Annotated in this window: 22 protein-coding genes and 2 tRNA genes; 15 read left to right on the top strand and 9 right to left on the bottom strand. The window is 49.3% G+C overall.

Annotated features, from left to right (window positions below; all coding sequences use genetic code 11):
- Window position 1 precedes the first annotated feature (1 nt).
- The 8 genes from carB to NYE33_RS12855 all read left to right on the top strand — a co-directional run bounded on the left by carB (window position 2) and on the right by NYE33_RS12855 (window position 7,790).
- On the top strand, window positions 2-3,223 hold the full coding sequence (gene carB, locus NYE33_RS12820; protein WP_042139366.1) for a carbamoyl-phosphate synthase large subunit: 3,222 nt from the start codon (window positions 2-4) through the stop codon (window positions 3,221-3,223).
- Between the two features lie 194 nt (window positions 3,224-3,417).
- On the top strand, window positions 3,418-4,134 hold the full coding sequence (gene pyrF, locus NYE33_RS12825) for an orotidine-5'-phosphate decarboxylase (protein WP_042141534.1): 717 nt from the start codon (window positions 3,418-3,420) through the stop codon (window positions 4,132-4,134).
- The gene (gene pyrE, locus NYE33_RS12830; RefSeq protein ID WP_076244013.1) at window positions 4,131-4,772 is read left to right on the top strand and encodes an orotate phosphoribosyltransferase; all 642 of its coding nucleotides are present in this window, start codon (window positions 4,131-4,133) and stop codon (window positions 4,770-4,772) included. Before pyrF ends, pyrE begins: the two co-directional genes overlap by 4 nt.
- Window positions 4,773-4,926: 154 nt before the next feature.
- Entirely contained in the window at window positions 4,927-5,052 is a 126-nt protein-coding gene (locus NYE33_RS12835; protein WP_256703856.1) for a hypothetical protein, read from the top strand.
- Window positions 5,053-5,340: 288 nt separating this feature from the next.
- On the top strand, window positions 5,341-6,909 hold the full coding sequence (locus tag NYE33_RS12840; protein ID WP_341065977.1) for an extracellular solute-binding protein: 1,569 nt from the start codon (window positions 5,341-5,343) through the stop codon (window positions 6,907-6,909).
- Window positions 6,910-7,206: 297 nt separating this feature from the next.
- Window positions 7,207-7,509, top strand: coding sequence for a hypothetical protein (locus NYE33_RS12845; RefSeq protein WP_341068765.1), 303 nt, complete (start codon window positions 7,207-7,209; stop codon window positions 7,507-7,509).
- Between the two features lie 83 nt (window positions 7,510-7,592).
- Window positions 7,593-7,669, top strand: a tRNA-Met gene (locus NYE33_RS12850).
- Between the two features lie 47 nt (window positions 7,670-7,716).
- A tRNA-Ile gene (locus tag NYE33_RS12855) sits at window positions 7,717-7,790 on the top strand.
- Window positions 7,791-8,213: 423 nt separating this feature from the next.
- Here the strand turns inward: NYE33_RS12855 and NYE33_RS12860 are convergent.
- Window positions 8,214-8,630, bottom strand: coding sequence for a VOC family protein (locus NYE33_RS12860; protein WP_341065979.1), 417 nt, complete (start codon window positions 8,628-8,630; stop codon window positions 8,214-8,216).
- A gap of 363 nt (window positions 8,631-8,993) precedes the next feature.
- Between NYE33_RS12860 and NYE33_RS12865 the strand changes: the two genes are divergently transcribed.
- A complete protein-coding gene (locus NYE33_RS12865) occupies window positions 8,994-9,797 on the top strand; it encodes an undecaprenyl-diphosphate phosphatase (RefSeq protein WP_341065982.1) in 804 nt (267 codons plus the stop codon).
- Between the two features lie 180 nt (window positions 9,798-9,977).
- On the top strand, window positions 9,978-10,367 hold the full coding sequence (locus NYE33_RS12870; RefSeq protein ID WP_042139313.1) for a hypothetical protein: 390 nt from the start codon (window positions 9,978-9,980) through the stop codon (window positions 10,365-10,367).
- A gap of 72 nt (window positions 10,368-10,439) precedes the next feature.
- Here NYE33_RS12870 and NYE33_RS12875 read toward each other — a convergent pair whose 3' ends face one another.
- A complete protein-coding gene (locus tag NYE33_RS12875) occupies window positions 10,440-11,150 on the bottom strand; it encodes an SDR family NAD(P)-dependent oxidoreductase (RefSeq protein WP_341065986.1) in 711 nt (236 codons plus the stop codon).
- 99 nt (window positions 11,151-11,249) lie between these two features.
- Between NYE33_RS12875 and NYE33_RS12880 the strand changes: the two genes are divergently transcribed.
- The 3 genes from NYE33_RS12880 to NYE33_RS12890 all read left to right on the top strand — a co-directional run bounded on the left by NYE33_RS12880 (window position 11,250) and on the right by NYE33_RS12890 (window position 12,329).
- The gene (locus NYE33_RS12880; protein ID WP_341065989.1) at window positions 11,250-11,609 is read left to right on the top strand and encodes a MerR family transcriptional regulator; all 360 of its coding nucleotides are present in this window, start codon (window positions 11,250-11,252) and stop codon (window positions 11,607-11,609) included.
- Window positions 11,610-11,707: 98 nt separating this feature from the next.
- On the top strand, window positions 11,708-11,977 hold the full coding sequence (locus tag NYE33_RS12885) for a hypothetical protein (RefSeq protein ID WP_336101027.1): 270 nt from the start codon (window positions 11,708-11,710) through the stop codon (window positions 11,975-11,977).
- Between the two features lie 88 nt (window positions 11,978-12,065).
- Entirely contained in the window at window positions 12,066-12,329 is a 264-nt protein-coding gene (locus tag NYE33_RS12890; protein ID WP_144026075.1) for a hypothetical protein, read from the top strand.
- On the opposite strand, the gene NYE33_RS12895 is transcribed toward NYE33_RS12890, so the two are convergent.
- Window positions 12,283-12,942 (bottom strand): WD40/YVTN/BNR-like repeat-containing protein, encoded by a 660-nt coding sequence (locus NYE33_RS12895; RefSeq protein WP_341065991.1) that lies wholly within the window; start codon window positions 12,940-12,942, stop codon window positions 12,283-12,285. The genes NYE33_RS12890 and NYE33_RS12895 overlap by 47 nt on opposite strands.
- Before the next feature lie 217 nt (window positions 12,943-13,159).
- On the opposite strand from NYE33_RS12895, the gene NYE33_RS12900 reads away from it, so the two are divergent.
- Window positions 13,160-13,357: a hypothetical protein gene (locus NYE33_RS12900; RefSeq protein ID WP_076243865.1), complete on the top strand. Its 198-nt coding sequence runs from the start codon at window positions 13,160-13,162 to the stop codon at window positions 13,355-13,357.
- Here NYE33_RS12900 and NYE33_RS12905 read toward each other — a convergent pair.
- The 4 genes from NYE33_RS12905 to NYE33_RS12920 all read right to left on the bottom strand — a co-directional run bounded on the left by NYE33_RS12905 (window position 13,354) and on the right by NYE33_RS12920 (window position 14,969).
- A complete protein-coding gene (locus NYE33_RS12905) occupies window positions 13,354-13,512 on the bottom strand; it encodes a hypothetical protein (protein ID WP_156118710.1) in 159 nt (52 codons plus the stop codon). The genes NYE33_RS12900 and NYE33_RS12905 overlap by 4 nt on opposite strands.
- A 342-nt stretch (window positions 13,513-13,854) precedes the next feature.
- The gene (locus NYE33_RS12910; protein ID WP_156118709.1) at window positions 13,855-14,019 is read right to left on the bottom strand and encodes a hypothetical protein; all 165 of its coding nucleotides are present in this window, start codon (window positions 14,017-14,019) and stop codon (window positions 13,855-13,857) included.
- Between the two features lie 87 nt (window positions 14,020-14,106).
- Window positions 14,107-14,649 carry an ImmA/IrrE family metallo-endopeptidase gene (locus NYE33_RS12915; protein ID WP_341065993.1) on the bottom strand — a complete coding sequence of 181 codons (543 nt, stop codon included), beginning with the start codon at window positions 14,647-14,649 and terminating at the stop codon, window positions 14,107-14,109.
- Window positions 14,650-14,792: 143 nt separating this feature from the next.
- Window positions 14,793-14,969, bottom strand: a complete 177-nt coding sequence (locus NYE33_RS12920) for a YjfB family protein (RefSeq protein ID WP_076243860.1) — start codon at window positions 14,967-14,969, stop codon at window positions 14,793-14,795.
- Between the two features lie 169 nt (window positions 14,970-15,138).
- Between NYE33_RS12920 and NYE33_RS12925 the strand changes: the two genes are divergently transcribed.
- Window positions 15,139-15,294, top strand: a complete 156-nt coding sequence (locus NYE33_RS12925) for a hypothetical protein (RefSeq protein ID WP_155991357.1) — start codon at window positions 15,139-15,141, stop codon at window positions 15,292-15,294.
- 48 nt (window positions 15,295-15,342) lie between these two features.
- On the opposite strand, the gene NYE33_RS12930 is transcribed toward NYE33_RS12925, so the two are convergent.
- Together NYE33_RS12930 and NYE33_RS12935 are read right to left on the bottom strand one after the other, a co-directional pair.
- Window positions 15,343-15,480, bottom strand: coding sequence for a hypothetical protein (locus tag NYE33_RS12930; protein WP_156118708.1), 138 nt, complete (start codon window positions 15,478-15,480; stop codon window positions 15,343-15,345).
- 239 nt (window positions 15,481-15,719) lie between these two features.
- Window positions 15,720-16,160, bottom strand: coding sequence for a NucA/NucB deoxyribonuclease domain-containing protein (locus NYE33_RS12935; protein ID WP_042139305.1), 441 nt, complete (start codon window positions 16,158-16,160; stop codon window positions 15,720-15,722).
- Window positions 16,161-16,181: the final 21 nt, after the last annotated feature.

The raw sequence follows: 16,181 nt of genomic DNA on the forward strand, positions 1-16,181 counted from the left end.
CATGCCTAAGAACGATAAACTCAAAAAAATTCTGGTTATCGGCTCCGGTCCGATTGTCATCGGCCAAGCCGCCGAGTTTGACTATGCGGGCACACAAGCCTGCCAGGCGCTCAAAGAAGAAGGCGTAGAGGTTGTGCTGATTAACAGCAACCCGGCTACGATCATGACCGATACCAATATGGCTGACAAAGTATATATTGAACCGATTACGCTCGAATTCGTGACGGCGATTATCCGCCAGGAGCGTCCGGACGGACTGCTGCCGACACTGGGCGGACAGACCGGCCTCAACATGGCAGTGGAGCTGGCCCGTGCAGGCGTACTGAAATCCGAGAATGTGAAGCTTCTGGGTACACAGCTGGAATCCATTGAGAAAGCAGAAGACCGCGACTTGTTCCGCGAGCTGATGCGTGAGCTGGATCAGCCTGTTCCTGAGAGTGCCATCATCACAAGTGTGGAAGAAGCGATGGGCTTCGCCGCCGGCATCGGCTATCCGCTGATCGTCCGTCCGGCCTACACGCTGGGCGGAACAGGCGGCGGGATCTGCGACAATGAGGAAGAGCTGCGTGAAACCGTCAAAGCAGGTATCCGTTACAGTCCGATCGGCCAATGTCTGGTGGAGAAGAGCATCGCCGGCATGAAGGAAGTCGAATATGAAGTCATGCGTGATAAGAATGACAACTGTATCGTAGTCTGCAACATGGAGAACTTTGATCCGGTTGGCGTACATACAGGCGACAGTATCGTAGTAGCGCCAAGCCAGACGTTGTCTGACCGTGAGTACCAGATGCTGCGCAGCGCTTCACTGAAGATTATCCGCGCGCTGAATATCGAAGGCGGCTGTAACGTGCAGTTCGCACTGGACCCGCAGAGCTATCAATACTATGTCATTGAAGTGAATCCGCGCGTAAGCCGCTCGTCGGCGCTGGCGTCGAAGGCGACCGGGTATCCGATTGCCAAGATGGCCGCCAAAATCGCCCTCGGCTACACGCTCGATGAAATCGTCAATCCGGTTACCGGACAGACATATGCCTGCTTCGAGCCGACACTGGATTATATCGTCAGCAAAATCCCGCGCTGGCCCTTCGACAAGTTCATCTCTGCGAACCGTAAGCTGGGTACCCAGATGAAGGCAACCGGAGAAGTGATGGCCATCGGGCGTACCTTCGAAGAGTCGATTCACAAGGCGATCCGGTCGTTGGAGATCGGTGTGCACCGTTTCCGTCTGCCTGGCGCAGAGCTGCTTGAAGACAGTGTACTGCGTAATAGACTCGCCAAAGCGGATGATGAGCGCCTGTTCCTGATTGCAGAAGCGTTCCGCCGCGGCTACGGGCTGCAGGATATTCAGGATACGACGAATATTGACTGGTGGTTCCTGTCCAAGATCGAAGGCCTCGTGAACTTCGAGGACGAGATCCGCGCGGAAGAAACCTTGTCCGCAGAAATTCTCTATCAGGCTAAACGCAAGGGCTTCACCGACCGGGCGATTGCCGAGATCCGTGCCGAAGGGCGTCCGGGCGGGGCATTCACCAAGGAATCCGAAGTACGCGTGCTGCGTCTGCAGCAGGGTCTGGTTCCGGTATTCAAAATGGTCGATACCTGCGCCGCCGAATTCGAAGCTTCAACGCCATACTACTACTCGACCTATGAGACCGAGAATGAAGTGATACATTCCGATAAACAGAAGGTTATCGTGCTCGGCTCCGGTCCAATCCGGATCGGCCAGGGTATTGAGTTCGACTACTCTACCGTGCATGCAGTATGGGCCATCCAGAAAGCCGGCTATGAAGCCGTAATTATCAATAATAATCCTGAGACGGTGTCAACGGATTTCAATACATCAGACCGCCTGTACTTTGAACCGCTGTTCTTCGAGGATGTCATGAACGTTATCGCCCAGGAGAATCCGATCGGGGTTATCGTACAGTTCGGCGGACAGACAGCAATCAATCTGGCTGCACCGCTCGCAGCAGCAGGTGTGAACATTCTGGGCACGAGCCTGGAGAGCATCGATGAAGCGGAGAACCGCAAGAAATTCGAAGCACTTCTGGCCCGTCTGGATATCGCACAGCCAAAAGGCAAGACGGTTATCAACATTGACGAAGCCGTTGAAACAGCGCAAGCGCTGGGGTATCCGGTGCTGGTTCGTCCATCATATGTCCTCGGCGGCCGTGCAATGGAGATTGTCTACAACGATACAGAGCTGCTGAGCTATATGGTTGAAGCGGTGAAGGTTAATCCGGAGCATCCGGTGCTGATCGACCGTTACATGCTGGGCAAAGAGGTTGAAGTCGACGCGATCTGCGATGGCGAGACCGTAGTGATTCCGGGAATTATGGAGCATGTAGAACGCGCAGGGGTTCACTCCGGTGACTCCATCGCCGTCTATCCGCCGCAATATCTGGATGAAGGCCTGAAGCAGAAGATCTCCGAGATCACGATCAAGATCGCTAAGGAACTGAAGACAATCGGACTGGTCAACATCCAGTTTGTCATCTATCAGAACGAAGTGTATGTGATCGAGGTTAACCCGCGCTCCTCGCGTACGGTTCCTTTCCTGAGCAAGGTGACAGGCATTCCAATGGCTAATCTGGCAACCAAGATCATCCTCGGCGGAAAGCTGAAGGAAGACGGGTACACAGAAGGGCTGTGGCCGGAAAGCGACTACGTTTCGGTAAAAGTACCTGTGTTCTCCTTTGCCAAGCTGCGCAGAGTAGAACCGACTCTTGGACCGGAAATGAAATCGACCGGCGAAGTTATGGGCCGCGACAAGCTGTATGCCAAAGCGCTCTACAAAGGGCTGATCGGTGCGGGAATGAAGATTCCGGCCACCGGAGCAATCATCGTTACCGTAGCAGATAAAGACAAAGCTGAAGCGGTTGAGCTGATGAAAGGCTTCCATGCCATGGGCTACAAAATCATCGCTACCGGCGGTACTGCGCTTGCGCTTGAGCAGGCCGGGCTGAACGTGATGAACGTCAACAAGCTGGATGAAGGTGAGCCGACCATTCTGGATCTGATCCGCGGCGGTCAGGCGAACTTCGTCTTCAATACACTGACCAAAGGCAAGACGCCTGAGCGTGACGGGTTCCGTATCCGCCGGGAAGCGGTTGAGAACGGCGTTGTATGTATGACTTCGCTGGATACTGTAACCGCGCTGCTGAGAATGCTGCAGACGATCAACTTCTCGTCACAGTCGATGCCTGCTTTTGTCGGACAATAATAAATAGGGTGAGGGCAGCCGCTACAGGCTGCTACAAGGACGGTTTGCGTTAGCGCAGACCGTTCACCTATGCCCGGGACCTTGAAGAGCTCATTACCACTTGATTACAGAAAGAAGGCTGGCAAATGGACGGGACCGCAGCACAGCAGCACCACGAACATGAGAACATCGGGCAAGTAGAAAAGCGTAATGAAATGGCCGGACGGCTGATGGTTGCCCTGGACTATCCGGATGCGGCACAGGCGAGGCTATTACTCGACCAGCTGGAAGGTATCCCTTGCTATATGAAGGTCGGCATGCAGCTGTTCTATGCTGCCGGGCCGGACTTCATCCGGGAGCTGAAGGAACGCGGCTATTCGGTCTTCCTGGACGTCAAAATGCATGATATCCCGAACACCGTCCGGGGCGGGGCGGAGAGCCTGACCATGCTGGGCGTTGATATGTTCAACGTGCATGCCGCCGGAGGAGCTGCCATGATGGCTGCTGCTCTGGAAGGCGCAGCGAAGGCCGTCAGCCTGCATCCGTCGCTGCATATTCCGCTCATTATCGCGGTGACCCAGCTGACCAGCACCAGCCAGGAGGTTATGAACAGCGAAATCGGCATCGCCGGAACGGTGACGGACACGGTTGTACGGTACGCCAAGCTTGCGGCGGAAGCCGGCCTGCATGGTGTGGTAGCATCGCCGCAGGAATCAGCGGTGATCGCAGCAGCCTGCGGACCGGATTTCCGCACGGTGACCCCGGGTATCCGGCCTGCCGGTGCCTCCCTTGACGATCAGTCCCGGGTTATGACACCCGGACAAGCTATACGGCAGGGCAGCCACTACCTGGTAGTGGGCCGGCCGATTACAGCGGCGGCAGATCCGCGCGCCGCAGCACTTACCATTATTGAGGAGATGAGCGAAGTATGAGCCCATTAGAGAATAAAAGTGAACAAGTTGCACGTTACCTGCTGGAGATTGGAGCGGTAGCCCTGCGCCCGCAGGAGCCGTTCACCTGGACCTCCGGCATCAAATCGCCGATCTATTGCGACAACCGTCTGACCTTGTCTTTTCCGGTTGTCCGGGGCTACATTGCTGAGGCCTTCGCAGAGCTGATCAGAGCCAGCTATCCGGACGCTGAGGTCATTGCCGGGACTGCAACCGCCGGGATTCCGCATGCGGCCTGGGTGGCCGATAAGCTCGGTCTGCCGATGGCTTATATCCGCGACAAGGCCAAAGGCCACGGCAAGCAGAACCAGATCGAAGGCCTGATCGCTCCCGGCCAGAAGGTGATCGTGATTGAGGATCTGATCTCCACCGGCGGCAGCTCGATCAAGGCCGCGCAGGCTGTGCAGGAAGCGGGCGGCGTACCGCTGGCCGTACTGGCTATCTTCAGCTATGAGCTGGACCGCGCCGTAGATGCCTTCGCCGCTGCGGAAATCCCGCTGCAGAGCCTGTCCAATTACAGCACACTCATTGATGTGGCGCTGGCTCAAGGCACGATCGCTGACTCGGATGTAGCGCTGCTGCAATCGTGGCGTAAAGACCCGGCAGCGTTCGGCGTATAAGCTGGATTGCAGATACATCAATACCTCACACTTGATTTGTTACCGGCTCATTTGAAACTTCTTATGAAACTTCTTAGTGAGCGGTGTGGACATTAATGTTGTACGTTTTACAACTTTGTCTCATGCATAGCCAGGTGTTTAGGAGGATTGTTGTATGAAATACAAGAATATTCCTGCTAAGCCGCTTGGTGAAGAGGAAATGCTGCATTTTCTACAACAATCTTCGATTTTGGCCGATAGGATGAGGAAAATGTTGTATTCTGTGCAGGATTTTGTGTAAAGCTGACGGATCCCTACAATAAAAGGCGGATGAATCGGGAAATTCATGCGACAACAGCCGCCGCCCGGAAGCAGGCCAGAAATACAGCAAGAAGCCCCGTGCCTTCACAGGTACAGCAGGGCTTCTTTTTTGCGTTAGACAAAAGCAGTCTGTGCCAAGGTGAACAAACTGTCTTTTTAGTTTAAACGGGATGTCACTTCCGATATTCGAATAGGCTATATAATGCTAAATAAAGGCATGCTCAGCCACTTGTCCAGGCTTATGATATTTCATTAGTAGGCTATAAATATGGCTAAATCAACGATTCCTCTTCTGCTCAGGCGCGGTCTTCAGCTGGCACTCTGTGCGGCGGTACTGTTGCCTGTTATTTCGGCTGAAGCGGCGGCAGCCCCTGTCAGCTCTGCCACTTCGGCCAAACCCCTGACGGCATCCGTGGTGACGCAGCCATCGGGAGGACAGCGGGTCCTGCGGATCGGCAGTCTGTGGAGTAACAGCGATGATACCTATCTGCGCCAGAATCTGACTGACCTCTATGAGTTCACGCATCCGGACGTGAAGCTGGAGTTTGTTCCGGCGGTGGATCAGGAGCAGTTCCGCTTCACCAACACGTACATGGTGGAAGGACCGGAAGCATTGGGGCATATGCGTGACATCATGGTTGGCAGTGATCCGGTAGATGTGGTCATAGGAGACAGCAGCCTGATCAGGAGTCTGGCAGCCCAGAACATGCTTGAGCCTCTGCAGCCGCTGATTGACCGTGACGGCTATGATATCAGCAATATGGCACCAACGATGCTGAATGGTGTCCGTGAGCTCGGAAGGGGCCATCTATTTGCGCTGGCACCTACTTTCAACGCCAGTGTAGTTTTCTATAACAAAGGGATATTCGATGCTGCCGGAGTGAATTATCCAACGGACGGGATGACCTGGGATGAATTCTTCAAGCTTGCAGGTATGGTGACGAAGACCTCCAAGCAGATGGATGAGCGGATATATGGCTTCTCAAGGAGCCGTTATGTCGGCGATCCGTTCGGGGATATGCAGGCGTATCTTTCTCCTCTGCAAGCTGCTATGTACGATAACCAAGGCGGGGCAATGACAGTGAACAATGCGCTGTGGAGTAAAGGCTGGACTACCTTCAGCAATCTGATTCAGAAGAAGATTATCCCCGGCCCGGATGATATTGAAGCCGCAGCCGCAGCTGTTGCCGAACCTGCAGAGACCGGATTTAACCCGTTTCTGGGAGACTGGTTTCTGACGGGCAAAGCGGCAATGGTCATCGGGGAATATGGTTATATCAACGAGCTGGCTTCCGCGGACCGCAATGCGCTCCTGATTAAGAACATTAATTTCAGACATGTGGATTGGGGAATCGCCGCCGTACCTACGTTTGCCGAGAAGCCGGGCGTGGCCGTCGGCGCGGGACTGGATCAGATGCTGGCCATCAGCAGTACCGCGCAGAATGAAGAGGATGCCTGGGAGCTGATCAAATTTGTGAACAGCAACGAAGTAGCCAGAATCAAGGCGGCCAATCCTTATCAGCTTACCTCCCGGATGGATTTCAACCGTTCACAGAAGGCTGGAGTAAGCCTTGAACCCTTTTACAATGTGAAGCCTGTGCGGGTGACGGACGCTAATGTGGAGAGTCTGGCGTACAAGATGCCTAATATTTATCAGATCAATCTGGCCGGACAAAGGCTGTTCAGCGAAGTCATTCAAGGCAAACGGACGGTAGCGAATGCCCTCAAGGCCTGGGAGCAGCAGGGCAACCATATGCTTAACGCGATGCGCAAAGATCCCGCGGTCTTGTTCAATCTGGACAACGGCTGGCTGGAGCGAAGTGCGAAGGGCAAGTAGTATAGCGTCAAATTTAAACTAGTGAGAACCACTTTGGAAAATCATTTGCCAATGGTTTGTAGTGACCCCATTATGGTATATCCGATCCGGTATGCTTAAGTGCACTTTGTACAACTAAATCGTCTGATTTATAACTAAATAATCGTTTAGTTGTATTTCGTGCAATTAAACTTCGAGTTGCAGACGGTTTTCCCCGATTCGGGCAGATTTAGTTGTACAGACTACAGTTATAAGAGGCAAGCATCCCTTTTTGCTGTTTTTAATTGTACATTATACAACTATCCTCTGAATTCTTGAATGGAAAATAATTTCAGACAAGCGGTGCAGAAATTGCCAGCCATTCCGCAGGGCTTTTTTCCTGTTATTAATGAAAAACTGGGCATGATAATGATCAGAGCAGCAGCAAACATTAATACGAAAAAGGAGAAGGGCATCATGAATTGGATATACTTCGCGAAATTGTTCAGGACAAGATTTCAAGCGGGTTGTCTGGCTAAAAGACTTGAACAGGACGGCTGGATCTACGGCTATCATGATCCGCGTTTTGTGGAAATTTACCGTTCGCGCAAGGGCCGCTACGGTGTGCGTTTTCTGCCATAAACAAATTAACCAAATTCATCCTTGACTTTATCTATGCTTATATTGTATATTATCTATTGTCGCTGTTTGAATATGATTACTGACGCGGGGTGGAGCAGCCCGGTAGCTCGTCGGGCTCATAACCCGAAGGCCGCAGGTTCAAATCCTGCCCCCGCAACCAATTTTATTTCATCAGACAGCACTTGTATAATACGGATATCCTAGTCCGGGCCCTTAGCTCAGTTGGTTAGAGCGGTCGGCTCATAACCGATTGGTCACAGGTTCGAGTCCTGTAGGGCCCACTTCACTAAAACCCTTACTTTGTAAGGGTTTTTTGCTGTTTATAGACTCGGTGGAGCGAATAGGCTTGAGTGGGGAAAGGTCTTAATTTTGAGATGCTGACGGAATTGCTAACGGAGACTTATATTCCACAGGTTCAAGCTTTAAACTCGATTTTTACATCATATTTATTTTGGTTATCCTGCGTGATTTCAGAATCGCCGCCTTTATGGGTAATCCACTTTAAAGTAAGCCACTTTATATCCTCAGCATGGCCTTCCTTAAGAAAAAAAGTATAGGAAAATCAATCTATGGTGCGCGGTTCGTGCGGTCAACGATTTGAATTAAGAGCATACATAAAATAACCCTGTCGCAAAAAAGACGCCGGGGAAGGCACCCGTCATCTTCCCTTGTTAATCCAAGTATCAGTGCGCTCTCCGTTATCCTTAACCTTGAGCGGCATCCGTGTTCATGTAGTTGATTGCCCACATATGACCGTCCAAGTCCTCGAAGGCCCAATGATACATGAATCCATAGTCCTCAGGCTCTTCGTACGATTTCCCGCCCAAGGAGACCGCAGTATTCACGATTTCATCCACCTTTTCTCGGCTCCCGAAGGTGAGTGCGATCGTCATTTGCGCATACTTTTCCGTATCAACGGTTTCCTTCTGCGTGAGCGACTTTAATAGTTCTTTGGTGAGCAGCATGATCTGCAGGTTGTCGCCGATCACGATGGCTACCGACTTCTCATTATCGGGGAATTGCGGGTTGAGCTCGAATCCGAGTCCGGTGAAGAACGCCTTCGATTGTTCTACGTTGTTTACAGGCAGATTGAAGCTCGTGAATGTGGACATTAATGCCATTTTTAACACCTCATCTTCAAAATGGTTTGTTGTCATTGATGCCTTCGTTTATTTAGACGAAAGCCAATCCGGGAATTCATCGGTCTACTTGATTCCTGCCACTCCCGTCGCCCATTTTCAAAGCTCCTCGATCTGCTTGTCTGTGCAGCATGGATTCGCAGAGGTACCCATGGGACACGAACCGTACGCCATCTGTCAGTCTTCAAGAGGAAAGGGAGTGATATAGGGGGTCATTTCAATGATCAATGTGACAATTATGTCATGCTGAATGGAAGATTGTAAGGTCAATCGATTTGGAAATAATTATGTCCCCCGTATACTGGAAATAAAAAGCTTCCATTACCGAAAGGAGACTATCCACTGGTGACTGACATTATGAAAGCAATCATTCTCGGCATAATCGAAGGTTTAACTGAATTTCTACCGGTATCATCTACCGGACATCTTATTTTAGCAGGTGATTTGCTTAGCTTTGAGGGAGAAGCTGCAATCACTTTTAAGATTGTTATACAGCTGGGTGCAGTAATGGCGGTTTTAATTCTTTACTGGAAAAGGTATTTGGAGATTGGGTCTAATATGGTTAGAATGGATTTCTCCAAAAGTAAAGGATTAAACATCATTCATATGATATTAGCTATGTTGCCTACATTAATCATGTATCTCCTCTTCAAGGATACTATAAAAAGCTGTTTATTCGGCCCGACTCCTGTCGTGATCGGTCTAGTAGTCGGGGGCTTGTTGATGATCATCGCTGCACGGAATAGGCGGACAGAAACCGCTGATACGATGGATGGAATTAGCTATAAACAAGCCTTTGGAATCGGTTTGTTCCAATGCCTGGCGTTGTGGCCGGGATTCTCAAGATCGGGTTCGACGATTTCAGGCGGCCTTTTGCTAGGCACTAGCCAAAAAGCCGCCGCAGATTTTACATTTCTTATTTCCGTCCCTGTCATGTTTGGTGCAAGCTTGTTGGATTTGTATGATAGCCGTGATTTGTTGAATTCTGACGATTTACTTCTAATGTTAATTGGATTTGCAGCATCCTTTAAAGTGGCAATGATTGCCGTAGTGACCTTTATCAAACTGATTAAACGTCTTCGCTTGGAATGGTTTGCCCTCTATCGGTTTGTATTAGCAGCTCTCTTCTATTTCATCGTCATACATTAATTAGTTCCATTTAGTTGTTAAGGATCTAATGTGAGTTTTCTGGAGAAGGTTCAAATTTTCACAATGTATTTTTGTTTAAAAATGCGATACACTGGACTCACACAAGATTGTGATTGCTAACTGAAGGATTTTTACAGCAGCGGAAAATCACATCTTCTTATCTATTTGGGAGGTGTCTTTTTGGAAGACGTAATTGATTTTGTCCAAACCTTCAAAGGTCTAGAGGCGCGGATTAATGAATTCATTAACGAGGATTCGTCTCTGGAATATGTGGAGGGATCTGAAGAAGTAGTGGCTGGAGGAGCTTACGCCTGGTCTAAATTAAAACCCGCTGAAATAAATAAGCAAGATCACATTGACTCTGATTATATGGAATTAGCAGATGAGGTCAGAAAAGTTTTGAAAAATGAACACAGCCCCCATATTGAAAAATTTGAACGGAGTTGCGCCTTAGTTTTAAACTATATTCGGCAAGACACTTTGCTCTGGGTTCCTGGTTTGAAAAATGTGATTGAAAATATAAAATCCGAATTGGATTTACAGCAGTTTTTCATGGAAGTGACACGATAGTCTATTATATTGAGGCCCGTCAACCGTAATCCGTTGGCGGGCACTTTTCTTTCGTGGCAAGTCTAACCTGCATTACCAGGCATAAACCCCATTTACATCGAGAAACTCCCCGTTATGCCGCTTACCATCCGTTGCGAAGCCGACAATAATAGCTGCCCCGTCTGCTTTGGATTTGCCGCCCTCGGCATTGCCGTTCAAATCCGTCTTGGTGAAGCCGGGAGTGACGGCGAATACTTGAGCATTGCTGTCCTTGCATTCAATCGCCATGGCCACGGTCATTGCATTGTTGGAGGTTTTGGAGGCGTTATAGTCAAAAGCATTAAGCGCATATGCAGAGCTCTGCATGAAGTGAAGTGAAGCCATATCGGTCGATACGTTCACAATGGTTCCTTCATTCTTTTGGATTAAAGGGAACAGCTGTTGATTCAGGCGGAACGTTCCGAAGAAATTCACTTCAAAGGCATTGCGCAAATCGGCCTCCTGGGTTGCACTGAATGAGCTCGAGAAGGCTCCCGGCATGCCGGCATTATTAATTAAAAGCTTCAGATCAGCGTAATTGGCCTGAATGCTGCCGGCTGCTTGTTCAATACTCTCTTGATTAGTCATATCAATTTGCACAAACTCTGCGTTTAATCCCTGGTTTCTTAGTTCGGAAGCTGCGGCTTCCCCCCGTTCAACACTGCGTGCACCAAGCAACACCTTCCAGCCGGCTTCACCGAGTTGTCTCGCAATTTCAAATCCAATTCCTTTATTGGCGCCTGTTACAAAAGCGGTTCTGTTCATCGTAATCCTTCTTTCTGTGGGATATGGTCTAGCAACAATTCAAAGCTTATTATGCTACACTAAGTGTAGGTCAACATAAATATTTGGGAGTGAACCGGAATGTTTACGATAGGACAAGTCGCCAAAAAAGTTGGGGTGGGCATAGGGGCGATCCGCTTCTATGAACGAAAAGGACTTCTGGATGCAGTAGCCCGCAATGAGCAGAACAACCGACTGTATACCGAGCAGGAAATTACCTGGCTGATCTTCCTTAGATGTCTGCGTGAAACGGGAATGAGTGTGGAGGAGATCAAGAAGTATCATGATATGGTCAGAGCCGGTACGGCTACCTTACCGGAGCGGATTAGGCTTATTCAGAATCAGAAGAAACAGCTCCTGGATGATATAGAAGCGAAAAAAGCACAGCTCATACATCTGGAGCATAAGCTGGAGCGGTATTATGCCGGGGAGAATTATTAATAGATAATATTCTGGCACGATTCTCTATGGATTCAAGATGTATGTCATGGTCCCCGTCTATCATTATATGGTAGTATTTAGTAAATGGAGGGACTTAGATGAAATTAATGAAGAGATTGGGTTTGTGGTTACCGATTCTGTCTGTAGCGGTATGTATGATTAATCTGTCAGGACAAGATGATAAAAACCTGCTACTTTTTTTGACCGGTCCTTTACTGTTATGGCTTAACCCTCAGCTGACAGATCTGCATTACACCATGAACAATGAACTTCTGTTCCAGTTTATACTATACGGCATTCACTTCTTCTTCTGGCTGGGGTTTGGATTATTGTTCGATTGGTTATTAGCGCGCAGAAGAGCGAAGTAGAGTTCCGAAGTTCTAAGAATGACTTCAGGGAGAAGTTGACTTCACATTCCATTTACTGGGTAATAACTTGTAAAAGGAGCGTGAGGCTATGAATATCGCAGACTGGAGCATTATGGATTGGTTCTCGCGGCTGGTGGGAATAGGAATTATCTACTCGGCTGTGCAGCTGGCCTTCTCCCGAAAAGGGGTCAAGATTCGAACCCGGAGGCCTTTCCGGGAAACTATGGAGTCTACAGCTACGCCAGGCCAGCAAACGGTTCTTCGGGTGGGCGGAGTCTTCGGGATCTTTCTGGGTCTTGCGGTTGTCATTTATGGAACGAGGATTTTTGATGTGCTGTTTCCATGGATGTAGCCCAATCCTTGCCGTCCGGTGAAGTCCAAAGGGCATGGCCAATGCGGATTTCCCAAGAATAATGCTCCTTATCCTGAATTTCAGCAGCGTCCCAGGACAAACTGTTCCATGTACCGGCGGTAGGGTCAGTTATAGCATTCCAGTGCCGCCCGTAATCTTGGGTCACGAAAAACAGGAAAAACGAAGTGTTTCCGCCCTGTGCATTCTGTATCTCCGTGTGATCCGGAATCATGATTCCATAGGATGTTGAGCTGAAAAAAACAGGCGGTGCAGGATCGAACATGGAAGAGGCGTATTGATCAGGCACTTCAAGCTTCTCTTGGGTCCAGTGCGCTCCGCCATCTCCGGTTGTGTACAGCCGCTGGGTCCCTGGCTGCGGAGTGTTGATGGTTAGCCAGCCGTTATCCGCACTACTGAATGTAAATGCTCCAACCGGTCCGGACGGTAAGGTTCCATTCTCCGAATCACTGAGCTTATCCCAGGTCTTGCCGCTATCGGCCGTCTGGTAGATCGCATTATCAGCTCTGAACATCCCGGAACCGGCCGAAGTGACCTTCCAACCGTGCATCTCATCCAAATTATATTGATAAGTCTGAATGTTCTCTGTAGACACAGAAGCACCTGTATCAGCGGCTTGTGCGGGCATCGGATTAAATGTGAACCCCCAAAGGCCAGCTGCAAGTTGCAGCAATAACCAAACACTTCTTAGAATTTCCACTACAAACACCTCCCTTGTCCATAGTAAGGGATGGGAGCTGGATATAAGTTACAGAAACATGATGAAACGATTAAAAAATATATAACCAGAGGAGAGTGGAGAAAGAGTGGCAATGAGTGAAGCAGAGGATAACAACCGTGAACTGGAGAAGCGGGTTGCTGCGCTGGAGAAACGGATTGCTGTGATGGAGAACTATAACCCGCCCCCGCAGTCCACCAAAAAGGTAGTCTGGATCATGCTTGCGGTAATACTCGGAATCTCCCTGGCAATGGCGGGTATCGGGATTATCCAGTTTGTCAGCAGCGGCTAGTCGTTATTCTTGTCATTAATCAGCAGAGAAGTGCAGACCAGCGCTACAATAAGCATGATGCCCATTGCGATCATTTGAAAGATATTATTATAGGGATCTGAGAACGTTATGTATTCGAATACGACCTTGGATAGTAAATAGTAAAGAATACTCAATAGGCTTAGAAAGACTAGAGCGGCTACGATCCATTTCTTGATTGTCCTGATAGTGATAGAATCACTCCGTCCGCGGGGATAATAAATTGCAGTTACTCCCATTATTGTACAATATGGTAGCACAAGAGAAAACTGAAAATTGCAGTCCCCTGACCCTTTGCCCATAATCAGAACCTGCTCAGCCTGATTTAAGGTTGGTTTAAGCAACAGTGAGTATAGTGTATACATACCCCCTGATAGAAACCTTAGACCCTGCCGGATATTGGCGGGGTCACTTTTTTATAGGGTGAAAGGTTATGGACTGAGCTAGCTCTCTATATGCTGATTATTCTTCACGGAGGTTTAATCGTACTCCTTGGGTTCCTGCAGTAAGATGGAGAAGGTCTGCGTTTCGTGGTCCACTTCAATGGTCTCAATGCCGACAAAATCCGGAATTTCGGGATGAACTGCATCTACGCTGTAATCCGGATGGGTCAGCAATAATTGAATGACTTTTATGGCTTCCATGTCGCTCCCCTTTACGGTTGAAATGTAACCATGCATAGAGGTACATCTGTTGTTCTAATGTCTATGCCGGTATTATCCCCGCAGCGCTTAGCGAATATGTCTATGGATTAATTTTCTGTCTTCGTTTCTTTCCATTACGGCCATCAATTGCCCCTGGAAAATCCGCCGCTGGATCTGGTCAATTCGCTGCAGAGCCAGCTCCACAGGAACCTGGAAGGTACTGGAAAGCTCAGCCACGGCATCCTCACGCAGTTCAGGCAGTGTCCGTGCAGAAATCATGGAATAGGGCATGGCGGCATAAAGAATAAACCGTTCCGATTCATCCTCCTGCGCCTGCGTGAACTGTTCAGGCATCAGAGTATGCTTGCCGGCATGGCGGAGCAGATGACACAGCTCATGGAGGAACTCCAGCCGCTGCAGTTCGGGAGGAAGCCTGTTGTCGATAAACATACTGTACATTCCAGCGCTGGCCTCAATGCTCTTGCTACGGACATCCAAATAATGAATCCAGATATTCAGCCGCTCGGCTATGTATTCAATGGATATGTCGGACGGCTGGCGGACACCGATGCGCTGATATAAATCCTCTGTCCATTTCTCCAACGCAGTCATCTGATAATAGGATTGCATAATCAATCACCTCAATATAAGATCGTATGTTCGTATTAATGGTCAAAAGAAAAGCCCAGAAGGGCTAAGCAATCAGCACACTCAACATTCAGCAGCTGAATGGATATGGAACGGGTGTTCCTATGTATGTAAGCATAAAGCAATCAGGCGCGAATATCAAGTGTTTTTCCCAAGGTGGGGTGTGCGCCCTGACTCAGCATCTGGACCATATTCTGGGCATCCGTCTGTGCCTGATCTTTGGCAATACTCATGACCTGTAATCCCGCAGCCTGCAATAAAGACGACTGGTTCATGACAACCGATAGTGCAGCAATATCCATTTGTGTTCCTCCTCCAAGATTTTTTGAAGCAGCGCATCCACCTTTTATATCGACCGAATAGGGCTTGGCCGTTAGGTGAATGGCATTTCTTTGCCAATTGGCCCATGCCACCGGTTAGATTTCCACATATTCTGTGCTGTATTCAATATTCAAGAGGAGGAATTAAATTATGGGAGCAGAGTATGGTTGCGGTTGTGGAAATAACGTCGGTGGAGTTAATCAGGGTCCTCCGATTGTTCCGGTTGTAAGCCCTTGGACTTCGACTGGTGCGATTCTGGTTCTGTTCATTCTGCTGGTTATTATCACTAAAGCCTGTTTGTTCTAGAACCGCATTGAACAAGTGCTGCCCTGTCTGGCCTGAGGCCGGATGGGGCTATTTCTTTTTTTTGCGTGCCGCCGGACCGATCTGGCGTTTGATTCTGCCTGTATGCTCATCCGTTTCAATGATATACAACTCCTTGACTGTACCTGCAAGTGCAAACCATTCCTGTAAGGCTTCAGCCTCGGACATAGGGCCGTACAGCCTTTTCCCCCGATAACAGATATAGAACACTCCCGGCTCTCCGTCTATGGAATAATATCCCACCCTATTTTACGCTTTATTTGGGTGAAATTGCATAAAGAACTGTCGTTCGCATAACAGGCATGCAAATGTCCTTATATGACGGAGAGGAGAGCGGCTAATATGCGATCTGTTTCTTATCAGCAATCATTTGCGGTAGCGGTAGCCGGAGCATTCAGGCATTCTGCCTATTTGAACATGAACTCTACGCGGGTACCGTCTGCGAAGTCCTCCAGCTGATTGCCGACCCAGCTTCCAGCTCCGCGGTTATCGCTGGGAGTTATGTATTCAATATCAGCGCCGGCTCCACCTTCCGCACACATCGCCATCGGCCATTCGTCGCGGTCATAACCTTTTTTGGTGGGTACGCCCTTCAGGGATTCCTTACGGTTCTCTTCGGCTTCATTCCGGTCAATCGTGCAGATGGGGGACTCCCCGTTCTCAATCGCTTCCTGAATATGTCTGGCGGTCTCCGGATAGCGGCCCGATGGGAATTCCAGCCGGACAACCTCCGAATTGTCAGAAGACGGCGTCTGGGACGGAAGCTGACCATTCTCCCCGAAGTAGTAAGCAGCCAGGCTGAGCAGAACAACAATAATGAGACTGGTGATGAATTTTTTGGCTTTCATATCTGCTCCTTAAAAGTTTTG

Source organism: Paenibacillus sp. FSL R10-2199 (assembly GCF_038000235.1).
Taxonomy (GTDB): domain Bacteria; phylum Bacillota; class Bacilli; order Paenibacillales; family Paenibacillaceae; genus Paenibacillus_AQ; species Paenibacillus_AQ phytohabitans.

What these genes read in the sequence shown, in the direction of transcription:
- carB (WP_042139366.1), top strand. Translation starts at nt 2, where the DNA reads ATGCCTAAGAACGATAAACTCAAAAAAATTCTGGTTATCGGCTCCGGT.
- pyrF (WP_042141534.1), top strand. Translation starts at nt 3,418, where the DNA reads ATGGCCGGACGGCTGATGGTTGCCCTGGACTATCCGGATGCGGCACAG.
- pyrE (WP_076244013.1), top strand. Translation starts at nt 4,131, where the DNA reads ATGAGCCCATTAGAGAATAAAAGTGAACAAGTTGCACGTTACCTGCTG.
- NYE33_RS12835 (WP_256703856.1), top strand. Translation starts at nt 4,927, where the DNA reads ATGAAATACAAGAATATTCCTGCTAAGCCGCTTGGTGAAGAGGAAATG.
- NYE33_RS12840 (WP_341065977.1), top strand. Translation starts at nt 5,341, where the DNA reads ATGGCTAAATCAACGATTCCTCTTCTGCTCAGGCGCGGTCTTCAGCTG.
- NYE33_RS12845 (WP_341068765.1), top strand. Translation starts at nt 7,207, where the DNA reads ATGGAAAATAATTTCAGACAAGCGGTGCAGAAATTGCCAGCCATTCCG.
- NYE33_RS12860 (WP_341065979.1), bottom strand. Translation starts at nt 8,630, where the DNA reads ATGGCATTAATGTCCACATTCACGAGCTTCAATCTGCCTGTAAACAAC.
- NYE33_RS12875 (WP_341065986.1), bottom strand. Translation starts at nt 11,150, where the DNA reads ATGAACAGAACCGCTTTTGTAACAGGCGCCAATAAAGGAATTGGATTT.
- NYE33_RS12880 (WP_341065989.1), top strand. Translation starts at nt 11,250, where the DNA reads ATGTTTACGATAGGACAAGTCGCCAAAAAAGTTGGGGTGGGCATAGGG.
- NYE33_RS12885 (WP_336101027.1), top strand. Translation starts at nt 11,708, where the DNA reads ATGAAATTAATGAAGAGATTGGGTTTGTGGTTACCGATTCTGTCTGTA.
- NYE33_RS12890 (WP_144026075.1), top strand. Translation starts at nt 12,066, where the DNA reads ATGAATATCGCAGACTGGAGCATTATGGATTGGTTCTCGCGGCTGGTG.
- NYE33_RS12900 (WP_076243865.1), top strand. Translation starts at nt 13,160, where the DNA reads ATGAGTGAAGCAGAGGATAACAACCGTGAACTGGAGAAGCGGGTTGCT.
- NYE33_RS12910 (WP_156118709.1), bottom strand. Translation starts at nt 14,019, where the DNA reads ATGGAAGCCATAAAAGTCATTCAATTATTGCTGACCCATCCGGATTAC.
- NYE33_RS12915 (WP_341065993.1), bottom strand. Translation starts at nt 14,649, where the DNA reads ATGCAATCCTATTATCAGATGACTGCGTTGGAGAAATGGACAGAGGAT.
- NYE33_RS12920 (WP_076243860.1), bottom strand. Translation starts at nt 14,969, where the DNA reads ATGGATATTGCTGCACTATCGGTTGTCATGAACCAGTCGTCTTTATTG.
- NYE33_RS12925 (WP_155991357.1), top strand. Translation starts at nt 15,139, where the DNA reads ATGGGAGCAGAGTATGGTTGCGGTTGTGGAAATAACGTCGGTGGAGTT.
- NYE33_RS12930 (WP_156118708.1), bottom strand. Translation starts at nt 15,480, where the DNA reads ATGTCCGAGGCTGAAGCCTTACAGGAATGGTTTGCACTTGCAGGTACA.
- NYE33_RS12935 (WP_042139305.1), bottom strand. Translation starts at nt 16,160, where the DNA reads ATGAAAGCCAAAAAATTCATCACCAGTCTCATTATTGTTGTTCTGCTC.